The following is a 15,680-nucleotide window of genomic DNA, read 5'->3' on the forward strand; positions in this document are numbered from 1 at the left end:
TCCTTGGCGGCGGCGATGGAGAAGCGCAGCCGGGCGGCCATGCCGGAGGAGTACGTCCGCATGGGCAGGGTGATGAAGTCGCCCTTCTCGTTGATGCCCGAGAAGTCGACGATCTCCTGGTAGCGCTCCTTGACCTGCTCCCGGGACATGCCCATGGCGAGGCCGCCGAGGATGACGTTGCGCTCGCCGGTGAGGTCGTTCATCAGGGCCGCGTTGACGCCCAGCAGCGAGGGCTGGCCGTCGGTGTAGACCTTGCCCTTCTCGGCCGGCAGCAGGCCGGCGATGGCGCGCAGCAGGGTGGACTTGCCGGAGCCGTTGGAGCCGATCAGGCCGATGGCCTCGCCGCGGTAGGCGACGAAGGAGACACCGCGCACGGCGTGCACCTTGCGCACCCCGCGCGCCACGTCGTCGGAGCCCCGCTTGAGGATGCGGCTGAGCGCGGCCGTCGCGCTGCCCTTGCCCGTCTTGGCGCCGTTGACCCGGTAGACGATGTGCAGACCGTCCGCGACGACCGTCGGGCGGCGCTCGCCGGAGGTCTCGCCGGGGTTCACGCCGGTGTTCTGCTCAGCCACGGCCGTACCGCTCCTCCGCCTTCCAGAAGTACACGAATCCGCCGGCGAAGACGACCACGGCCCAGAACAGCGCGATGGCCCACACGTGCGGCGGCAGGTTGGAGGCACCGTAGCCGTCGATGAGGGCGTAGCGCATCAGGTCCATGTAGATCGCGGCCGGGTTCACCTGCAGCACCCGCACCACCCACTCGGGACGGCCCGCCAGCACGTTGCTGATGGAGAACATGACGCCGGAGGTGTACATCCAGGTCCGCAGGATGAACGGCATCAGCTGGGCGAGGTCGGGCGTGCGCGCGCCCATGCGGGCCACGATCAGGGCGAGTCCGGTGTTGAACAGGAACTGCAGCAGCAGGGCCGGCACGATCAGCAGCCAGGACGGGCCCGGGTAGCTGCCGAAGCCGATCGCCACGACGAACATCACGATCATCGAGAACAGCAGCTGCTGGAGCTGCTGGAGCGAGAACGAGATGGGCAGCGAGGCTCGGGGGAAGTGCAGGGCGCGCACCAGGCCGAGGTTGCCGGAGATGGCGCGGACGCCCGACATGATCGAGCTCTGCGTGAAGGTGAAAACGAAGACGCCGGTGACCAGGAACGGGATGTACACGTCCTGGGACAGGCCGCGGCTCGCGTGCAGGATGACGCCGAAGATGAAGTAGTACACGCCCGCGTTGAGCAGCGGCGTGGCCACCTGCCACAGCTGGCCCAGCTTGGCCTGGCTGTACTGCGCCGTCAGCTTCGCCTGGGAGAAGGCGAGGATGAAGTGGCGCCGCCCCCAGAGCTGACGGACGTACTCGGCGAGCGACGGCCGGGCGCCGCTCACGGCGAGCCCGTACTTGGCGGCGAGCTGCGCCGGTGTCAGTCCCTCGTCGGGCGACGGTATCGCGCTCACCGCGAGGCCGCCGTCATGCGTTGTGTGACTCACGAGTGGGAATCCGGACTCTCTTGAGTAAGAAGCTTGCTCTCCTAAGGTAAGAGAAGCTTGTCAGATGACCGGGGGGCGGCCCAGTCGAGTGAGGCGCCACACAGTGCGCCAGCGCATCGGACGGCGGGGGCCGCACGGGCTGGTCCAGCCCTCCCGGAAGCCGCCGAACCAGGCCCGCAGGGCCGGCATCGAGGGGCGGCGCAGCAGGGTGAGCAGCAGCCAGACCCCGAGGTAGACGGGGACCAGGGGCAGCGGAAGGTTGCGCCGGGCCAGCCAGACCCGGTTGCGGGCGACCATGCGGTGGTACACCGCGTGCCGCGAGGGGGCCGTCGTCGGGTGGTACAGGACCATGTCCGACCGGTAGTCGATCATCCAGCCGGCGTCCAGGGCGCGCCAGGCCAGGTCGGTCTCCTCGTGGGCGTAGAAGAACTCGTCCGGCAGTGCGCCGACCTCGGCGAAGACCTTCGTACGGACGGCGTTGGCGCCGCCGAGGAAGGTGGTGACCCGGGAGGAGCGCATCGGGTCGGAGGCGCGCAGCCGGGGCACGTGGCGGCGCTGGGTCTCGCCGGTCTCGGGGTCCGCGATGCGGAAGCTGACGATGCCCAGTTCCGGGTCCGCGGCGAAGGCCTCGCGGCACAGCGCGGCGGTGTCGTGGCGGGCGAGCAGGCCGTCGTCGTCGAGGAAGAGCAGGATGTCGACGTCGCCGCCGCCGGGGCCGAAGGCCTCGATGCCCACGTTGCGGCCGCCGGGGATGCCCAGGTTCTCGGGCAGCTCGACGGTGCGTATGCCCTCGGGGACGTCCGGGACCGGCGAGCCGTTGCCGACGACGACCACCTCGACGCGGTCGCCGTCCTGCTTGGCGACCGAGTCGATGAGGGACCGCAGCTCCTCGGGCCGGTTGCCCATGGTGATGATGACCGCGCCGACCTTCATGCCGGTCACTTCAGCCTGCTCGACGCGAGGATGGACACCAGGTGCAGCAGGGTCTGCAGCAGGGCGATGCCGGCGAGGACGGCGGTGCCGAGCCGGGTGAAGAACAGGTCGCCGCGCACCTGGTCGGCTATGGCCAGGACCAGGATCAGGAGCGAGGCCTCGATGCCGAGGATGAGCCGGTGGAACTTGAGCGCGCCGGCGGCCCGGCGGGCCAGCGCCATGCCGGAGGAGCGCGGCTCGGAGGCGGCCTCCTTGACCGGCGCCATGCCCGCCTGGTGGCGGGCGACGCCGACCAGGTCGGTCTCGGCCTTGATCAGGATCGCGCCGAGCGCGGCGAGGGTGCCGAGGAAGGCCCACAGCCAGTCGATACGGCCGGTGCCCCACAGGTCGGCGGCGCGCAGGCCGAGGCCGACCAGGACGGCCGCGTCGGTGAGGTAGGCGCCGACGCGGTCGAGGTAGACCCCGCCGAGTGAGTACTGCTTCTTCCAGCGGGCGATCTCGCCGTCGACGCAGTCCAGCAGCAGGTACAGCTGGGTGGCGACGACGCCGAGGACGGCGCCCGTGATCCCCGGCACCAGCAGGGCCGGGGCCGCGAGCACGCCGCAGACGGTCATCAGGTAGGTGAGCTGGTTGGGCGTGACCCTGGTGTTCACCAGATAGCGGTCGACGCGCAGGGACACCTCGCGCATATAGAGGCGTCCCGCCCAGTGCTCACCGCTGCGCCGGTCCTTCACCCCCGCGGGGTGGACGACCGGACGGAGTTCAGCTACCGATGGCCTTGACATAGTCGGCGTAGATGTCCTTGATCTGGGTCGGTTTGAGGTCGAGGTGTTCGAGGATGGTGTAGCGGCCGGGCCTGGTCTCCGGGGCGTACTCCACGACGTGGACGAACTCGTCCACCGTGAAGCCGATCTCCTCCGGCAGCACCGGGAGCCCGTGCCGGCGCAGCACGCCGGCCGTGTGCACGGACTCCTCGTGCGCCCCGCGCAGATACATCGCGAAGGCCGCGCCGAGGCCGCACTGCTCGCCGTGGGCCGCCGCCCGCTTGGGGTACAGCAGGTCGAAGGCGTGGTTGATCTCGTGGCAGGACCCGGAGGCGGGCCGGGAGTCGCCGGAGATCGACATCGAGATGCCGGTGAGGACCAGCGCCTCGGCGAGCACCTGGAGGAAGTCGTTGTCACCGATGCCGCCGGGGTGGCGCAGCACCGCCTCGCCCGCCTGGCGGGCCACGGCCGCGGCGAGGCCGTCGACCTTCTCCCCGTTGACGCGGTGGGACAGCTCCCAGTCCGCGACCGAGTTGATGTTGGAGACGGCGTCGCCGATGCCGGCCCGGACGAAGCGGGCCGGGGCCTCGCGGATCACGTCCAGGTCGATGACGACCGCGATCGGGTTCGGCACACCGTAGGAGCCGCGCCCCGAGTCGTTGTCGAGCGTCGCGACCGGCGAGCACAGGCCGTCGTGGGCGAGGTTCGTCGGCACCGCGACCAGCGGCAGGCCCACGCGGGCCGACGCGAACTTGGCGCAGTCGATGATCTTGCCGCCGCCGAGCCCGACGACCGCGTCGTAGCGGCCGGACTTCATCTCGCCGGCCAGCCGGATCGCGTCGTCCAGGGTGCCGCCGCCGACCTCGTACCAGGTGGCACCGGGCAGCGAGGGGGCGATGCGCTCGCGCAGCCTGGCGCCGGAGCCGCCGCTGACCGCGACGGCGAGCCGGCCCGACTGCGAGATGCGCTCGTCGGCGAGGACACAGGCCAGGTCGTCCAGGGCCCCCGGGCGGATGTCCACGACGACCGGCGAGGGAATGAGCCGGGTCAGTAGCGGCACGCGATCTCCCGTCCCCTGGCGAGATCGTCGTGGTTGTCGATCTCGACCCAGCTGACGTCGCCGATCGGGGCCACGTCGATGCGGAAGCCGCGGTTGACCAGTTCCTGGTAGCCGTGCTCGTAGAACTGCTGCGGGTCGCTCTCCCAGACCGTCTTCAGCGCGTCGGCCAGCTCGGGGGCGGCGTCGCCCTCGATCAGGGTGACGCCGATGTACTCGCCGGTGGCCTCGGCGGGGTCCATCAGCTTGGTGATCTTCGTCATGCCCTGCCCGGCGTCGACGACGACCTTCATCTCCTCGTCCGCCAGGGACTTCACGGTGTCCAGCGCGAGGATGATCTTCTTGCCGTCACCGCGCGCGGCGAGCAGTGTCTTCTCGACGGAGACCGGGTGGACGGTGTCGCCGTTGGCGAGGATCACGCCGTCCTTGAGGGCGTCACGGCCGCACCACAGGGAGTAGGCGTTGTTCCACTCCTCGGCCTTGTCGTTGTCGATGAGGGTGAGCTTGAGGCCGTACGTGCGCTCCAGGGCCTCCTTGCGCGCGTACACGGCCTCCTTGCGGTAACCGACGATGATCGCGGCCTCGGTCAGACCGATCTCGGCGAAGTTGCCGAGGGTCAGGTCCAGGACCGTGGGTTCGCCCTCTATGCCCGCGGGCCCCACCGGCACCAGCGCCTTGGGCAGCGTGTCGGTGTAAGGGCGCAGGCGCCGTCCGGCGCCGGCCGCCAGCACGAGGCCGATCATGCGGGTTCTCCTTCGTCGTGTACGGCGGGCGCCCCGGAGGACACCCAGAAGCGGATGCTCTCGGCGAGCACCACCAAGGCGACGTACACGGCGAGCACCGTGAGCGCGACCCTGAACTGCGAGGCGGTGAGGAGCGCGGCCAGGGCGGTGACGAGCAGCGTCCGCCCTTCCTGCCCCCCGATGGCGCGCGCCAGCCAGGCCGGCGGCGCTCCGGCGTTCCCGCGTATGCGGTACACCGTGTCGTAGTGATGGTAGGCGACGGCGGCCACCAGGCCGAAAGCCGCAGGAAGGGCTCCGTTCACCCCCGCTTTGCTCGCGAGGACGAGGACGGTGCAGTATTCCGCGACGCGGAAGACCGGGGGGACGAGCCAGTCGAGGGCGCCCTTCAGGGGGCGGGACAGCGCCTGGCCGCAGGCGACGGCGTAGACCACGGCGCCCGCGACGGGCGCCCAGGCAACGCCGGAGAACCCGGAGAACCCAAAAAACAGGGACACCGCGAGGACCGCGGCACCGCCCAGCGCCACCAGGAGCGGGGAGCCGAGGGGGGCGCGCAGCACGCGCGCGGAGAACACGGCGAGCGGGCCGTTGTCGGCGAGGTCCGCCAGCGCCCGCGCGGCCCGGTCGGTCCTCGTCGCCTTGCGGGTCAGCGAGCGCAGCACGCGGCCCGCCGTGGTGTACAGCGCGGCGAGAGCACAGCCGACGAGCAGCACCGTGAAGGTGATGCGGGGGGTGGTGGCCGCGGTGAGGACGGCGATCAGCGCCCAGCGCTCCCCGATCGGCAGCACCACTATCCGGCGTGCCCAGACCGTCCAGCCGACGCTGTCGAGCTTGTCGGACAGGGACGCGTTGGGGCTGGTGTCGGCGGTGGCGACGGTGGCGTCGTGGTTGGCCTCGGTGAACGAGAAGTCCACGACGTGCCGGCAGATCTGCAGGATCATCGCGCCGAGTGCGAGGGCCCAGACGTCGTCGCCTCCGCGGGCGGCACCGAGGGCGAGACCGGCGTAGTAGGCGTATTCCTTGGCCCGGTCGAAGGTGGCGTCCAGCCAGGCGCCGAGCGTCGAGTACTTCAGGGCGTAACGGGCGAGCTGGCCGTCGGTGCAGTCGAGCACGAACGAGGCGATCAGCAGCACACCGGCCACGATGAAACCGCCGCGCGTGCCCGTCGCCGCACAGCCCGCCGCGATGAGCGCGGTGAGCAGCGAGGCGGTGGTGACCTGGTTGGGGGTCAGGCCCCGGCGGGCACACCAGCGGGCGATGTAGCGCGAGTACGGGCTGATGCAGAACGTGGTGAAGAAGCCGTCGCGGGACTTCACGGCCGACTTCAGGCGTACGGCCTCGTCGTCGACGGCGGCGACGGCCTGCCGTGCCTCGTTGCGGGCCTGCGGGTCGGCCGGTACGGCGGCGACCAGGCTGCCCAGCTCGGGGCGGTACACCTCGGCGCCGTCGGCGTCGAGGGCGGCGGCGACACGGTCGGCGAGGCTGCCGACGGCGACCGCGGCGGCGCCCGGCCGCTCGGACGGGGCCGAGGGCACCGGACAGCCGCCGCTCGCGGAGGTCTCGCGGGCCAGGGCCCGGGTCAGCGCCTGCCGGGCGGCGGGCTGGGCCGTGACGGCGCCGGTGACGGCGGCGAGCGGGAAGCGGGGGTCGGTCAGGCCGAGGCGCAGGGCGTGCTCGTGGCCGACGAAGCGGGCGTCGACCAGGGCCACGCGCCGGCCGGCGGGGACGGCGGCGAGCAGGGTCTCCGCCTCGGCGGCGTCAGCGGACACGCGCACGTCGAAGCCCAGCGACCGCAGATCGTTCTCGAGCGACGATCCCGGGACCGGCTGACCGGTGACGATGGCGGTCGACAAACCGAAACTCACTCCCTGGGTGGCGGGCGCGTCGGCGCCGGTCTTCTGCGTGCCGGGGCGCCCCTGCCTGCGGCGGCCCGGACGGCATGTCGGCAGAGGGTATCCGATGGCCAAAAGCCCGTGTTCACCGACCGTTCACGGCCCGGCCCACGGGTACTGCCCCGGCCTTTGCCGCGATCATCATCGGCGATCGGGGGGCCGCGCCACAAACCACGGTCCCAGAGCCGGGCATCCCACAGCATCCCGGACAGGCACGGACACGGTCCGTGTCCACAACGGGTCGGCATAGGGTGGACGACCATGACGTGGCTGATCACCGGCGGAGCCGGATACATCGGAGCGCATGTGGCACACGCCATGGCCGGCGCCGGGGAGCGGGTCGTGGCGCTGGACGACATGTCGGCCGCCGTGCCCGCGCGGCTCCCGGCGGGCATCCCGCTCGTCGCGGGCTCGACGCTGGACGGGGATCTGCTGGGGCGGGTCTTCGCGGAGTACGGCGTGACGGGCGTCGTCCATCTCGCGGCGCGCAAGCAGGTCGCCGAGTCGGTGGCCGAGCCCACCCGCTACTACCGGGAGAACGTCGGCGGCCTGGCCACGCTGCTGGACGCGGCCGCCGGCGCGGGGATCCGCAGGCTGCTGTTCTCCTCGTCGGCGGCCGTCTACGGCAATCCGGACGTGGACCTGATCACCGAGGACACCCCGTGCGCGCCGGTGAACCCGTACGGCGAGACGAAGCTGGCCGGTGAGTGGCTGGTGCGCGCGGCGGGGAAGGCGCACGGGATCTCGACGGTGTGCCTGCGCTACTTCAACGTGGCAGGCGCGGGCGCGCCGGAACTCGCGGACACCGGTGTGTTCAACATCGTGCCGATGGTCTTCGACCGGCTGACCCGTGACGAGGCCCCGCGGATCTTCGGTGCCGACTATCCGACCCCGGACGGCACCTGCGTGCGTGACTACATCCACGTGGCCGATCTCGCCGAGGCGCATCTCGCCGCCGCGCGGCGGCTCGCCGACGAGAGCCTCGCCGGTGATCTCACACTGAACATCGGGCGCGGCGAGGGCGTCTCCGTGCGCGAGCTGATCACGGTCGTCGGGGAGGCCACCGGCGACCGGCGGGCGCCCGTGCTGGAGGGCCGCCGCCCGGGGGACGCGCCGCGTGCCGTGGCCTCGGCCGAGCGGGCGGCCGAGGAACTGGGCTGGCGGGCCCGGCGCGGGGTGCGCGAGATGATCACCTCAGCGTGGCAGGGCTGGCGGCTGCAGCACGGCGCGTGAGTCCACGCACTCCGCCCGGTGCGCCTGTGCGCCATGTACACCTGTGCGCCCGTGCTCCTGTGCGCCGTGCGACTTCCTGACCTGCGGATCGTTTACGCAGGTCAAGGCACATGACAACGGTGTTCAGTGCCGCGTTGCCCGATACCCCCCTCCAGTAGTTGACTGTGAGCCGGACGCACGAGTAGTGAAGGGCGGAGTCGCCATGGGGGCAGGGCACGACCACGGACATGCGCACACCCATGCGCCGTCCTCCGGTACGGCCACGGCGGCCTACCGCGGCCGGCTGCGGGCAGCGCTGGGCATCACGCTCACGATCATGGTCGTCGAGATCGTCGGCGGTCTGCTCGCGGACTCGCTCGCGCTGATCGCGGACGCGGCCCACATGGCGACCGACGCGGTGGGCCTCGGCATGGCGCTGCTCGCCATCCACTTCGCGAGCCGTCCGGCGAGCGCCAACCGCACCTTCGGCTTCGCCCGCGCCGAGATCCTGGCCGCCCTGGCCAACTGCCTGCTGCTGCTCGGCGTCGGCGGATACGTCCTGTACGAGGCGGTCCAGCGGTTCGTCACGCCCGCGGACACCCGCGGCGGCCTGATGATCGTGTTCGGTCTGATCGGCCTGGTCGCAAACTCCATCTCGCTGACGCTGCTGATGCGCGGGCAGAAGGAGAGCCTGAACGTGCGCGGCGCCTTCCTGGAGGTCGCCGCGGACGCGCTGGGCTCGGTGGCGGTGATCATCTCCGCGACGGTGATCCTGACCACCGGCTGGCAGCCCGCCGACCCGATCGCGTCGCTGGTCATCGGTGTGATGATCGTCCCGAGGACGGTCAAGCTGCTGCGCGAGACGCTGGACGTGCTGCTGGAGGCGGCCCCGAAGAACGTGGACATGGCGGAGGTCCGGTCCCACATCCTGGACCTGGAGGGTGTCGAGGACGTCCACGATCTGCACGCCTGGACCATCACCTCCGGCATGCCCGTGCTCTCCGCCCATGTGGTGGTCAGCTCGGACGTGCTCAACGCCATCGGCAACGAGAAGATGCTGCACGAGCTGCAGGGCTGCCTGGGCGACCACTTCGACGTGGAGCACTGCACCTTCCAGCTGGAGCCGGGCGGGCACGCCGAGCACGAGTCGCGGCTGTGCCACTGACGGCTCGCTGTCGTGTTCGGCTCTCCCCGTGACGATTCCCGGGATCCGGCGACGGGCACGATGATCTACCGGACCCCTTCCGGTCACCACCGGCGCGCCGGACAGGCGCGCGTGCCGGGAAGTGACGGGAGTGCCGGATCAGTACGGCAGACTTGGGGTGCGAAGACCGAGGCGAAGGATGGGTATGCCGATCACACCTGCCACCGAGACGCACAGCTCGTCGAACGGCACCGCAGAGGCGATTTTGCTGGAACTGGTCGACGAGAAGGGCGTGACGATCGGCACCGCGGAGAAGCTCTCCGCGCACCAGCCGCCGGGGCGGCTGCACCGTGCGTTCTCGGTGTTCCTCTTCGACGAGCACGGCCGGCTGCTGCTCCAGCAGCGGGCGCTGGGCAAGTACCACTCCCCCGGTGTGTGGTCCAACACCTGCTGCGGTCACCCCTACCCGGGTGAGTCGCCCTTCGCGGCGGCGGCCCGGCGCACGTACGAGGAGCTGGGTGTCTCGCCGTCGCTGATGGCCTCCGCGGGCACGGTCCGCTACAACCACCCGGACCCGGCCTCGGGCCTGGTGGAGCAGGAGTTCAACCACCTGTTCGTCGGCATGGTGCAGGCCCGGCCCGCGCCGGACACGGAGGAGGTCGCGGCAACGGCGTTCGTGACGGCCACCGAACTGGCCGAGCGACACGCCCAGGACCCGTTCTCGGCCTGGTTCATGACAGTGCTGGACGCCGCCCGCCCGGCGATCAGGGAACTGACGGGCGAATCCGCGGGCTGGTGAGCGCGGGCCCTACGGGGCTGGCAATCGCGGGCCCCACGGGCCGGTAAGCGGGGCCCCACGGGCTGGTGAGCGCGGGCTCTACGGGTCGGTCGGCACCGGCTCCACGGGCCGGCAGCCCGCGCCGGAGCCCCGGCGGAAGCCTGGCGCACCCCCGGCAGCTCTCTGATCGCCGGACGCGGAGGGGGTCGCGGCAACGGCGTTCGTGACGGCCGCCGAACTGGCCGAGCGACACGCCCAGGACCCGTTCTCGGCCTGGTTCATGACAGTGCTGGACGCCGCCCGCCCGGCGATCAGGGAACTGACGGGCGAATCCGCGGGCTGGTGAGCGCGGGCCCTACGGGGCTGGCAATCGCGGGCCCCACGGGCCGGTAAGCGGGGGCTCTACGGGCTGGTCGGCCCCGGCTCAACGGGCCGGTAAGCGGGGGCTCTACGGGCTGGTCGGCCCCGGCTCCACGGGCCGGCAGCGCCCGCCGGAGCCCCGGCGGAAGCCTGGCGCACCCCCAGTAGGGGCCTGGCAGAGACCTGGCGGAGCCCCGGCGGGGGCCCGGCGGGGGCCTGGCGGAGGCCCGACGGAGACCTGGCGAAGCCCCTGGCAAAGGCCCGACAGAGGTCTGGCGGAACCCCGGCAAGGGCCCGGCGAAGACCTGGCGGAGCCTCTGGCAGGGGCCTGGCTGAGGTCTGGCGAGGGCGTCGCGGTCCCAGCTGCGGCGCCGGGATTCTAGTCGGCGTTCTTACGGCAGCGCCGCCGGCTTGAGTGGCAGGGCGGCCCAGATCACCTTGCCGCCGCTCGCCGTGTGCTCGACGTCCACCACTCCGCCCGCCTCCCGGGCCACCTCCCGGACCAGCAGCAGGCCCCGCCCGCCGGTCTGGCCGTGGTCGGCCTCCAGGGCGGTCGGGCGGTAGGGGTGGTTGTCCTCCACCGACACCCTCACCCACTCGGCCCCGACGGCCACCTCCACCGCGAGCATCGGCGACAGCAGCGCCGCGTGCCGGACCGCGTTCGTGACCAGTTCGGAGACGATCAGCAGCAGTCCGTGCACCACGTCGTCGGCGACCGGTACGCCCTGCCTCACCAGCAGATCCCGTACGGCGTGCCGCGCCTGCGGGACCGACGCGTCCACGGCGGTCGCGGTGAACCGCCACACACCCTCGTACGGCAATGGGGCGGGCAGCCCGCCGGCGCCCCCCGCTGGGCGCGGATCGCCCCCGCGCCCGTGGTCGTCCATCGTCCGGTCGCCACCCTCACGCTCGATTGTCACCACACGTCGAGTGTTGGTAACGATCCGCTTCGCTCCGGATGACTGAACAGAAGTCAGCGGGTATCGAACGGTTCTGACCGTTGGCGTATGACATGGCCACGTGAGGGACTGTTCCTGTTCCCCCGGCGCCGGTTCGCGAACTATTCGTGTTGTACGGGTTCGGCCGGGGGCCCCTCGTCCACGAGCCCGACGACACGACGGCCGCCGTAGCCGGTGGCGATCAGGCCGAGACCGTCGAAGAGCAGGGCCAGCGAGAAGAACGCGCCGATGACGTACTGGCTGCTGCTCGGCCAGGAGCCGAGGACCAGGATGCCCAGCAGCAGGTCGAAGGCGCCGAGCAGGAGCGTCCAGCCGAACTGGGGGCCGCGCACCACCAGGCTGCCGACCAGCCGGAACAGACCTGCCGAGAGGAACAGCAGCGCGGCGAACATGGCGAGGGCGGCAGCCGCCGCGTGGGGCATGCGGATGACGACGACACCGGCCGCGATGTTCAGCGCGGCGACGACCACACCGAGCCAGAAGTAGCTCGTCCCGCGGGCCTGCACGGCGTGCAGCAGCCCGACCACCCCGCCGATCAGCAGCAGCCACCCGAACAGGAGCATCGAGGTCAGGGTGGCCACACCGGTGTAGACCAGGCCGACGAGTCCGGCGAGCACGAGCAGCACACCGAGTGCCGCGAGCCAGCTGAACGAACGGCGCAGCTTCCCCGCCCTGCTCCGGGGCTTCCCGGACCTCGCCATGGCCACCTCCTCGACCGCCCCGCCCGACACCTTCCCTCCCCTCGCTACCCCTTCCCCCTCCCCTCCCTGCCTACCGCTCCCCCTGATCCGATTGTCCCCTCCGGGCGGATTCCCGACCCGTCGAGATGTAACGCACAGCACTCAGCACCCCCACGGACAGGCCGATACGATCCGCGCATGGAGCCCCAGCTGTCGCACCAGGTCACCGACTCCGTCGCCACCGTCGTCATCCGTCACCCGGCCAAGCGCAACGCGATGACCGCCGCGATGTGGCGGGCCCTGCCGCCGCTGCTGGACACCCTGGCCGCCGATCCCGGCGTACGGGCGCTGGTGCTGACCGGCGAGGGCGCGACCTTCTGCGCCGGCGCCGACATCTCCACCCTCCAGGGCTCGCCCCAGGAGGCACAGACCCTGGCCGTCGCCGCCGAGGAGGCCCTCGCCGCGTTCCCCAAGCCGACGCTCGCCGCGATCCGGGGCCACTGCGTGGGCGGCGGGTCCCAGCTCGCGGCGGCCTGCGACCTGCGGCTCGCGGAGGAAGGCGCGCTGTTCGGGGTGACGCCGGCCAAGCTCGGCATCGTCTACCCGTCCTCCTCGACCCGGCGCCTGGTGTCCCTCGTGGGTCCGGCCACCGCCAAGTACCTGCTGTTCTCGGGCGAGTTGATCGACACCGGGCGGGCGCTGCGCGCCGGGCTCGTGGACGAGGTGCTGCCCGAGGGCGAACTCGACAAGCGGGTCGCGGAGTTGACCCGGGTCCTGGTGTCCCGCTCCCAGCTCACCCAGGCAGCCGCGAAGGAGTTCGCGAACGGCCGCACCGACCGGGACGAACACTGGACGCGGCAGGCACGCGGCAGCGGCGACACCGCCGAGGGTGTCGCCGCCTTCCTGGAGCGCCGGCCGCCGCACTTCACCTGGAGCGTGCCGTCGGCGGGCTGAGACGGCCCCGCGGGGGCGACGCACCAGCGGCGTGTTGCGGCCCTGACCCCGCGTTGTCGGTGTCACCTGCCACAATTGCCGCGCACACCTGAGTGGAGAAGGCGGTACGGGATCGTGACGACACCCGAGTCCATCGAAGTAGGGTCCATCGAAGGCAGGATCGCCGAGGAGCTGGGCGTACGGGAGCGGCAGGTGAAGGCCGCGGTGGAGCTGCTCGACGGCGGTTCGACGGTTCCCTTCATCGCCCGCTACCGCAAGGAAGCGACCGAGATGCTCGACGACGCACAGCTGCGCACGCTCGAGGAGCGGCTGCGCTATCTGCGGGAGCTGGAGGAGCGGCGGACCGCGGTCCTGGAGTCGGTGCGCGAGCAGGGCAAGCTCACCGAGGAGCTGGAGGCGCGGATCCGGGGCGCCGAGACCAAGGCGCGCCTGGAGGACATCTACCTCCCCTACAAGCCGAAGCGGCGCACCAAGGCGCAGATCGCGCGCGAGGCCGGTCTGGAGCCGCTGGCCGAGGGGCTGCTGGGCGACCCGGCGGTCGAGCCGGTGGCCGCCGCCGCCGCGTTCGTGGACGCCGGCAAGGGCGTCGCGGACCCGCAGGCCGCGCTGGAAGGCGCGCGGGCGATCCTGACCGAGCGGTTCTCGGAGGACGCCGACCTGATCGGCGAGCTGCGCGAGCGCATGTGGGTGCGCGGGCGCCTGGCCGCGAAGGTGCGGGAGGGCAAGGAGGAGGCGGGCGCCAAGTTCGCCGACTACTTCGACTTCGCCGAGCCGTTCACCGAGCTGCCCTCGCACCGGATCCTGGCGATGCTGCGCGGCGAGAAGGAAGAGGTCCTCGACCTCGTCCTGGAGCCCGAGGAGGCCACGGAGGGCCCGTCGTCGTACGAGGGCATCGTCGCCTCGAAGTTCGGGGTCGCCGACCGGGGCCGCCCGGCCGACAAGTGGCTGAAGGACACCGTCCGCTGGGCCTGGCGCACCCGGATCCTCGTGCACCTCGGCATCGACCTGCGGCTGCGGCTGCGTACGGCGGCCGAGGACGAGGCCGTGAACGTGTTCGCGGCGAACCTGCGCGACCTGCTGCTGGCCGCGCCCGCCGGCACGCGCGCGACGCTGGGCCTGGACCCCGGCTTCCGTACGGGTGTGAAGGTCGCCGTGGTCGACGCGACGGGCAAGGTCGTCGCCACGGACGTGATCTACCCGCACGTCCCGGCCAACAAGTGGGACGAGGCGATCGCCAAGCTCGCGCGGCTGGCGAAGGAGCACACGGTCGACCTGGTCGCCATCGGCAACGGCACGGCGTCCCGGGAGACCGACAAGCTCGCCGGTGAACTCATCGCCAGGCACCCGGAGCTGACGCTCACGAAGGTGATGGTCTCCGAGGCGGGCGCCTCCGTGTACTCGGCGTCGCAGTACGCCTCGCAGGAGCTGCCCGACATGGACGTGTCGCTGCGCGGCGCCGTCTCCATCGCCCGCCGGCTGCAGGACCCGCTGGCCGAGCTGGTGAAGATCGACCCGAAGTCGATCGGTGTCGGCCAGTACCAGCACGACCTGTCCGAGGTGAAGCTGTCGCGCTCGCTGGACGCGGTGGTCGAGGACTGTGTGAACGGCGTCGGCGTGGACGTGAACACCGCCTCCGTGCCGCTGCTCTCGCGGGTGTCCGGCATCTCCTCCGGGCTGGCCGAGAACATCGTGGCGCACCGGGACGCGAACGGCCCGTTCACCTCGCGCGGGGAGCTGAAGAAGGTGGCCCGGCTGGGTCCGAAGGCGTACGAGCAGTGCGCGGGCTTCCTGCGGATCCGGGGCGGCTCCGACCCGCTGGACTCCTCCAGCGTGCACCCGGAGGCGTACCCGGTGGTGCGGCGCATGGTGAAGACGGCGGGCCAGGAGGTCGCCTCCCTGATCGGCAACACGGGCGTGCTGCGCTCGCTGCGGCCGGCGGACTTCGTGGACGACACCTTCGGTCTGCCGACCGTCTCCGACATCCTCAAGGAGCTGGAGAAGCCGGGCCGCGACCCGCGTCCCGCCTTCAAGACGGCCACCTTCAAGGAGGGTGTGGAGAAGATCTCCGACCTGTCCGCCGGAATGATCCTGGAGGGCGTGGTCACGAACGTGGCGGCCTTCGGGGCGTTCGTGGACATCGGCGTCCACCAGGACGGTCTCGTCCATGTCTCCGCGATGTCGAAGACGTTCGTCAAGGACCCGCGCGATGTGGCGAAGCCCGGTGACATCGTCAAGGTGAAGGTCCTGGACGTGGACATCGCGCGCAAGCGGATCGCGCTGACGCTGCGGCTGGACGACGAGGCCGCGCCGCAGGGCCAGGGCGGCGGCCGGCAGCAGCGAGGCGGCGGCCAGCAGCGCGGGGGCGGCGCCCGCCCGCCCCAGCAGCGCCAGGTGGGCCAGGGCGGCCAGGGTGGTCAGGGCCAGCGGCAGGGCCGTGGTGGCGGCGACCGGGGCGGACGGCAGGCGCCGCCGCCCGCCAACAGCGCCATGGCCGACGCGCTGCGCCGCGCGGGCCTGCTGGACCCGAAGAAGCGCTGACCCGTACTCGGCAGCACCGACCGGTACCCGCAGAGGGGCCGGAGCCCGTGTGGACACTGTTGGGTAATCCCGGCCTTCGCGTGACGTCGGCTCCCGAGACCTTGTTGTGGTCTTGGGAGCCGACGTTGTCGTATGGGGAGGGTGTCGATGTCGATGCAGCCGCGGGAGCCGGGGG

14 protein-coding genes and 1 pseudogene are annotated in these 15,680 nt (G+C 71.7%); 6 read left to right on the forward strand and 9 right to left on the reverse strand.

The window, feature by feature from the left end:
* The 7 genes from ACGFYV_RS36885 to ACGFYV_RS36915 form a co-directional block, all read right to left on the reverse strand.
* A partial coding sequence (locus ACGFYV_RS36885; protein WP_393882922.1) for an ABC transporter ATP-binding protein occupies positions 1 to 572 on the reverse strand: 572 nt, incomplete at its 3' end.
* Entirely contained in the window at positions 565 to 1,494 is a 930-nt protein-coding gene (locus ACGFYV_RS36890; RefSeq protein ID WP_393882923.1) for an ABC transporter permease, read from the reverse strand. The genes ACGFYV_RS36885 and ACGFYV_RS36890, both read right to left, overlap by 8 nt.
* A 60-nt stretch (positions 1,495 to 1,554) precedes the next feature.
* Entirely contained in the window at positions 1,555 to 2,427 is an 873-nt protein-coding gene (locus tag ACGFYV_RS36895; protein ID WP_393882934.1) for a glycosyltransferase family 2 protein, read from the reverse strand.
* A 5-nt stretch (positions 2,428 to 2,432) separates the two neighbouring features.
* Positions 2,433 to 3,212, reverse strand: a complete 780-nt coding sequence (locus ACGFYV_RS36900) for a CDP-alcohol phosphatidyltransferase family protein (RefSeq protein ID WP_393882924.1) — start codon at positions 3,210 to 3,212, stop codon at positions 2,433 to 2,435.
* Positions 3,190 to 4,251: an iron-containing alcohol dehydrogenase family protein gene (locus ACGFYV_RS36905; RefSeq protein ID WP_393882925.1), complete on the reverse strand. Its 1,062-nt coding sequence runs from the start codon at positions 4,249 to 4,251 to the stop codon at positions 3,190 to 3,192. Before ACGFYV_RS36905 ends, ACGFYV_RS36900 begins: the two co-directional genes overlap by 23 nt.
* A complete protein-coding gene (locus ACGFYV_RS36910) occupies positions 4,239 to 4,991 on the reverse strand; it encodes a sugar phosphate nucleotidyltransferase (protein ID WP_393882926.1) in 753 nt (250 codons plus the stop codon). Before ACGFYV_RS36910 ends, ACGFYV_RS36905 begins: the two co-directional genes overlap by 13 nt.
* Positions 4,988 to 6,841 carry a DUF5941 domain-containing protein gene (locus tag ACGFYV_RS36915; RefSeq protein WP_393882927.1) on the reverse strand — a complete coding sequence of 618 codons (1,854 nt, stop codon included), beginning with the start codon at positions 6,839 to 6,841 and terminating at the stop codon, positions 4,988 to 4,990. Before ACGFYV_RS36915 ends, ACGFYV_RS36910 begins: the two co-directional genes overlap by 4 nt.
* A gap of 300 nt (positions 6,842 to 7,141) precedes the next feature.
* Between ACGFYV_RS36915 and galE the strand changes: the two genes are divergently transcribed.
* From galE to ACGFYV_RS36935, 4 genes and pseudogenes are all read left to right on the forward strand, one after another.
* Complete coding sequence (galE, locus tag ACGFYV_RS36920; RefSeq protein ID WP_393882928.1) at positions 7,142 to 8,113, forward strand: UDP-glucose 4-epimerase GalE; 972 nt, start codon at positions 7,142 to 7,144, stop codon at positions 8,111 to 8,113.
* A gap of 202 nt (positions 8,114 to 8,315) precedes the next feature.
* The gene (locus ACGFYV_RS36925; RefSeq protein ID WP_393882929.1) at positions 8,316 to 9,257 is read left to right on the forward strand and encodes a cation diffusion facilitator family transporter; all 942 of its coding nucleotides are present in this window, start codon (positions 8,316 to 8,318) and stop codon (positions 9,255 to 9,257) included.
* 184 nt (positions 9,258 to 9,441) lie between these two features.
* On the forward strand, positions 9,442 to 10,035 hold the full coding sequence (idi, locus tag ACGFYV_RS36930) for an isopentenyl-diphosphate Delta-isomerase (protein ID WP_393882930.1): 594 nt from the start codon (positions 9,442 to 9,444) through the stop codon (positions 10,033 to 10,035).
* Positions 10,036 to 10,204: 169 nt separating this feature from the next.
* Positions 10,205 to 10,360 (forward strand): annotated as a pseudogene (locus ACGFYV_RS36935) (isopentenyl-diphosphate delta-isomerase); the annotation flags it as partial.
* Between the two features lie 406 nt (positions 10,361 to 10,766).
* Here the strand turns inward: ACGFYV_RS36935 and ACGFYV_RS36940 are convergent.
* Positions 10,767 to 11,261, reverse strand: coding sequence for an ATP-binding protein (locus tag ACGFYV_RS36940; RefSeq protein WP_393882935.1), 495 nt, complete (start codon positions 11,259 to 11,261; stop codon positions 10,767 to 10,769).
* A gap of 173 nt (positions 11,262 to 11,434) precedes the next feature.
* Positions 11,435 to 12,034 (reverse strand): HdeD family acid-resistance protein, encoded by a 600-nt coding sequence (locus ACGFYV_RS36945; protein WP_393882931.1) that lies wholly within the window; start codon positions 12,032 to 12,034, stop codon positions 11,435 to 11,437.
* Positions 12,035 to 12,211: 177 nt separating this feature from the next.
* On the opposite strand from ACGFYV_RS36945, the gene ACGFYV_RS36950 reads away from it, so the two are divergent.
* Both ACGFYV_RS36950 and ACGFYV_RS36955 read left to right on the forward strand, forming a co-directional pair.
* The gene (locus ACGFYV_RS36950) at positions 12,212 to 12,967 is read left to right on the forward strand and encodes an enoyl-CoA hydratase/isomerase family protein (RefSeq protein WP_393882932.1); all 756 of its coding nucleotides are present in this window, start codon (positions 12,212 to 12,214) and stop codon (positions 12,965 to 12,967) included.
* 114 nt (positions 12,968 to 13,081) lie between these two features.
* On the forward strand, positions 13,082 to 15,505 hold the full coding sequence (locus tag ACGFYV_RS36955) for a Tex family protein (protein ID WP_393882933.1): 2,424 nt from the start codon (positions 13,082 to 13,084) through the stop codon (positions 15,503 to 15,505).
* Positions 15,506 to 15,680: the final 175 nt, after the last annotated feature.

The sequence above is a fragment of the Streptomyces sp. NPDC048297 genome (assembly GCF_043201585.1).
GTDB lineage: Bacteria > Actinomycetota > Actinomycetes > Streptomycetales > Streptomycetaceae > Streptomyces.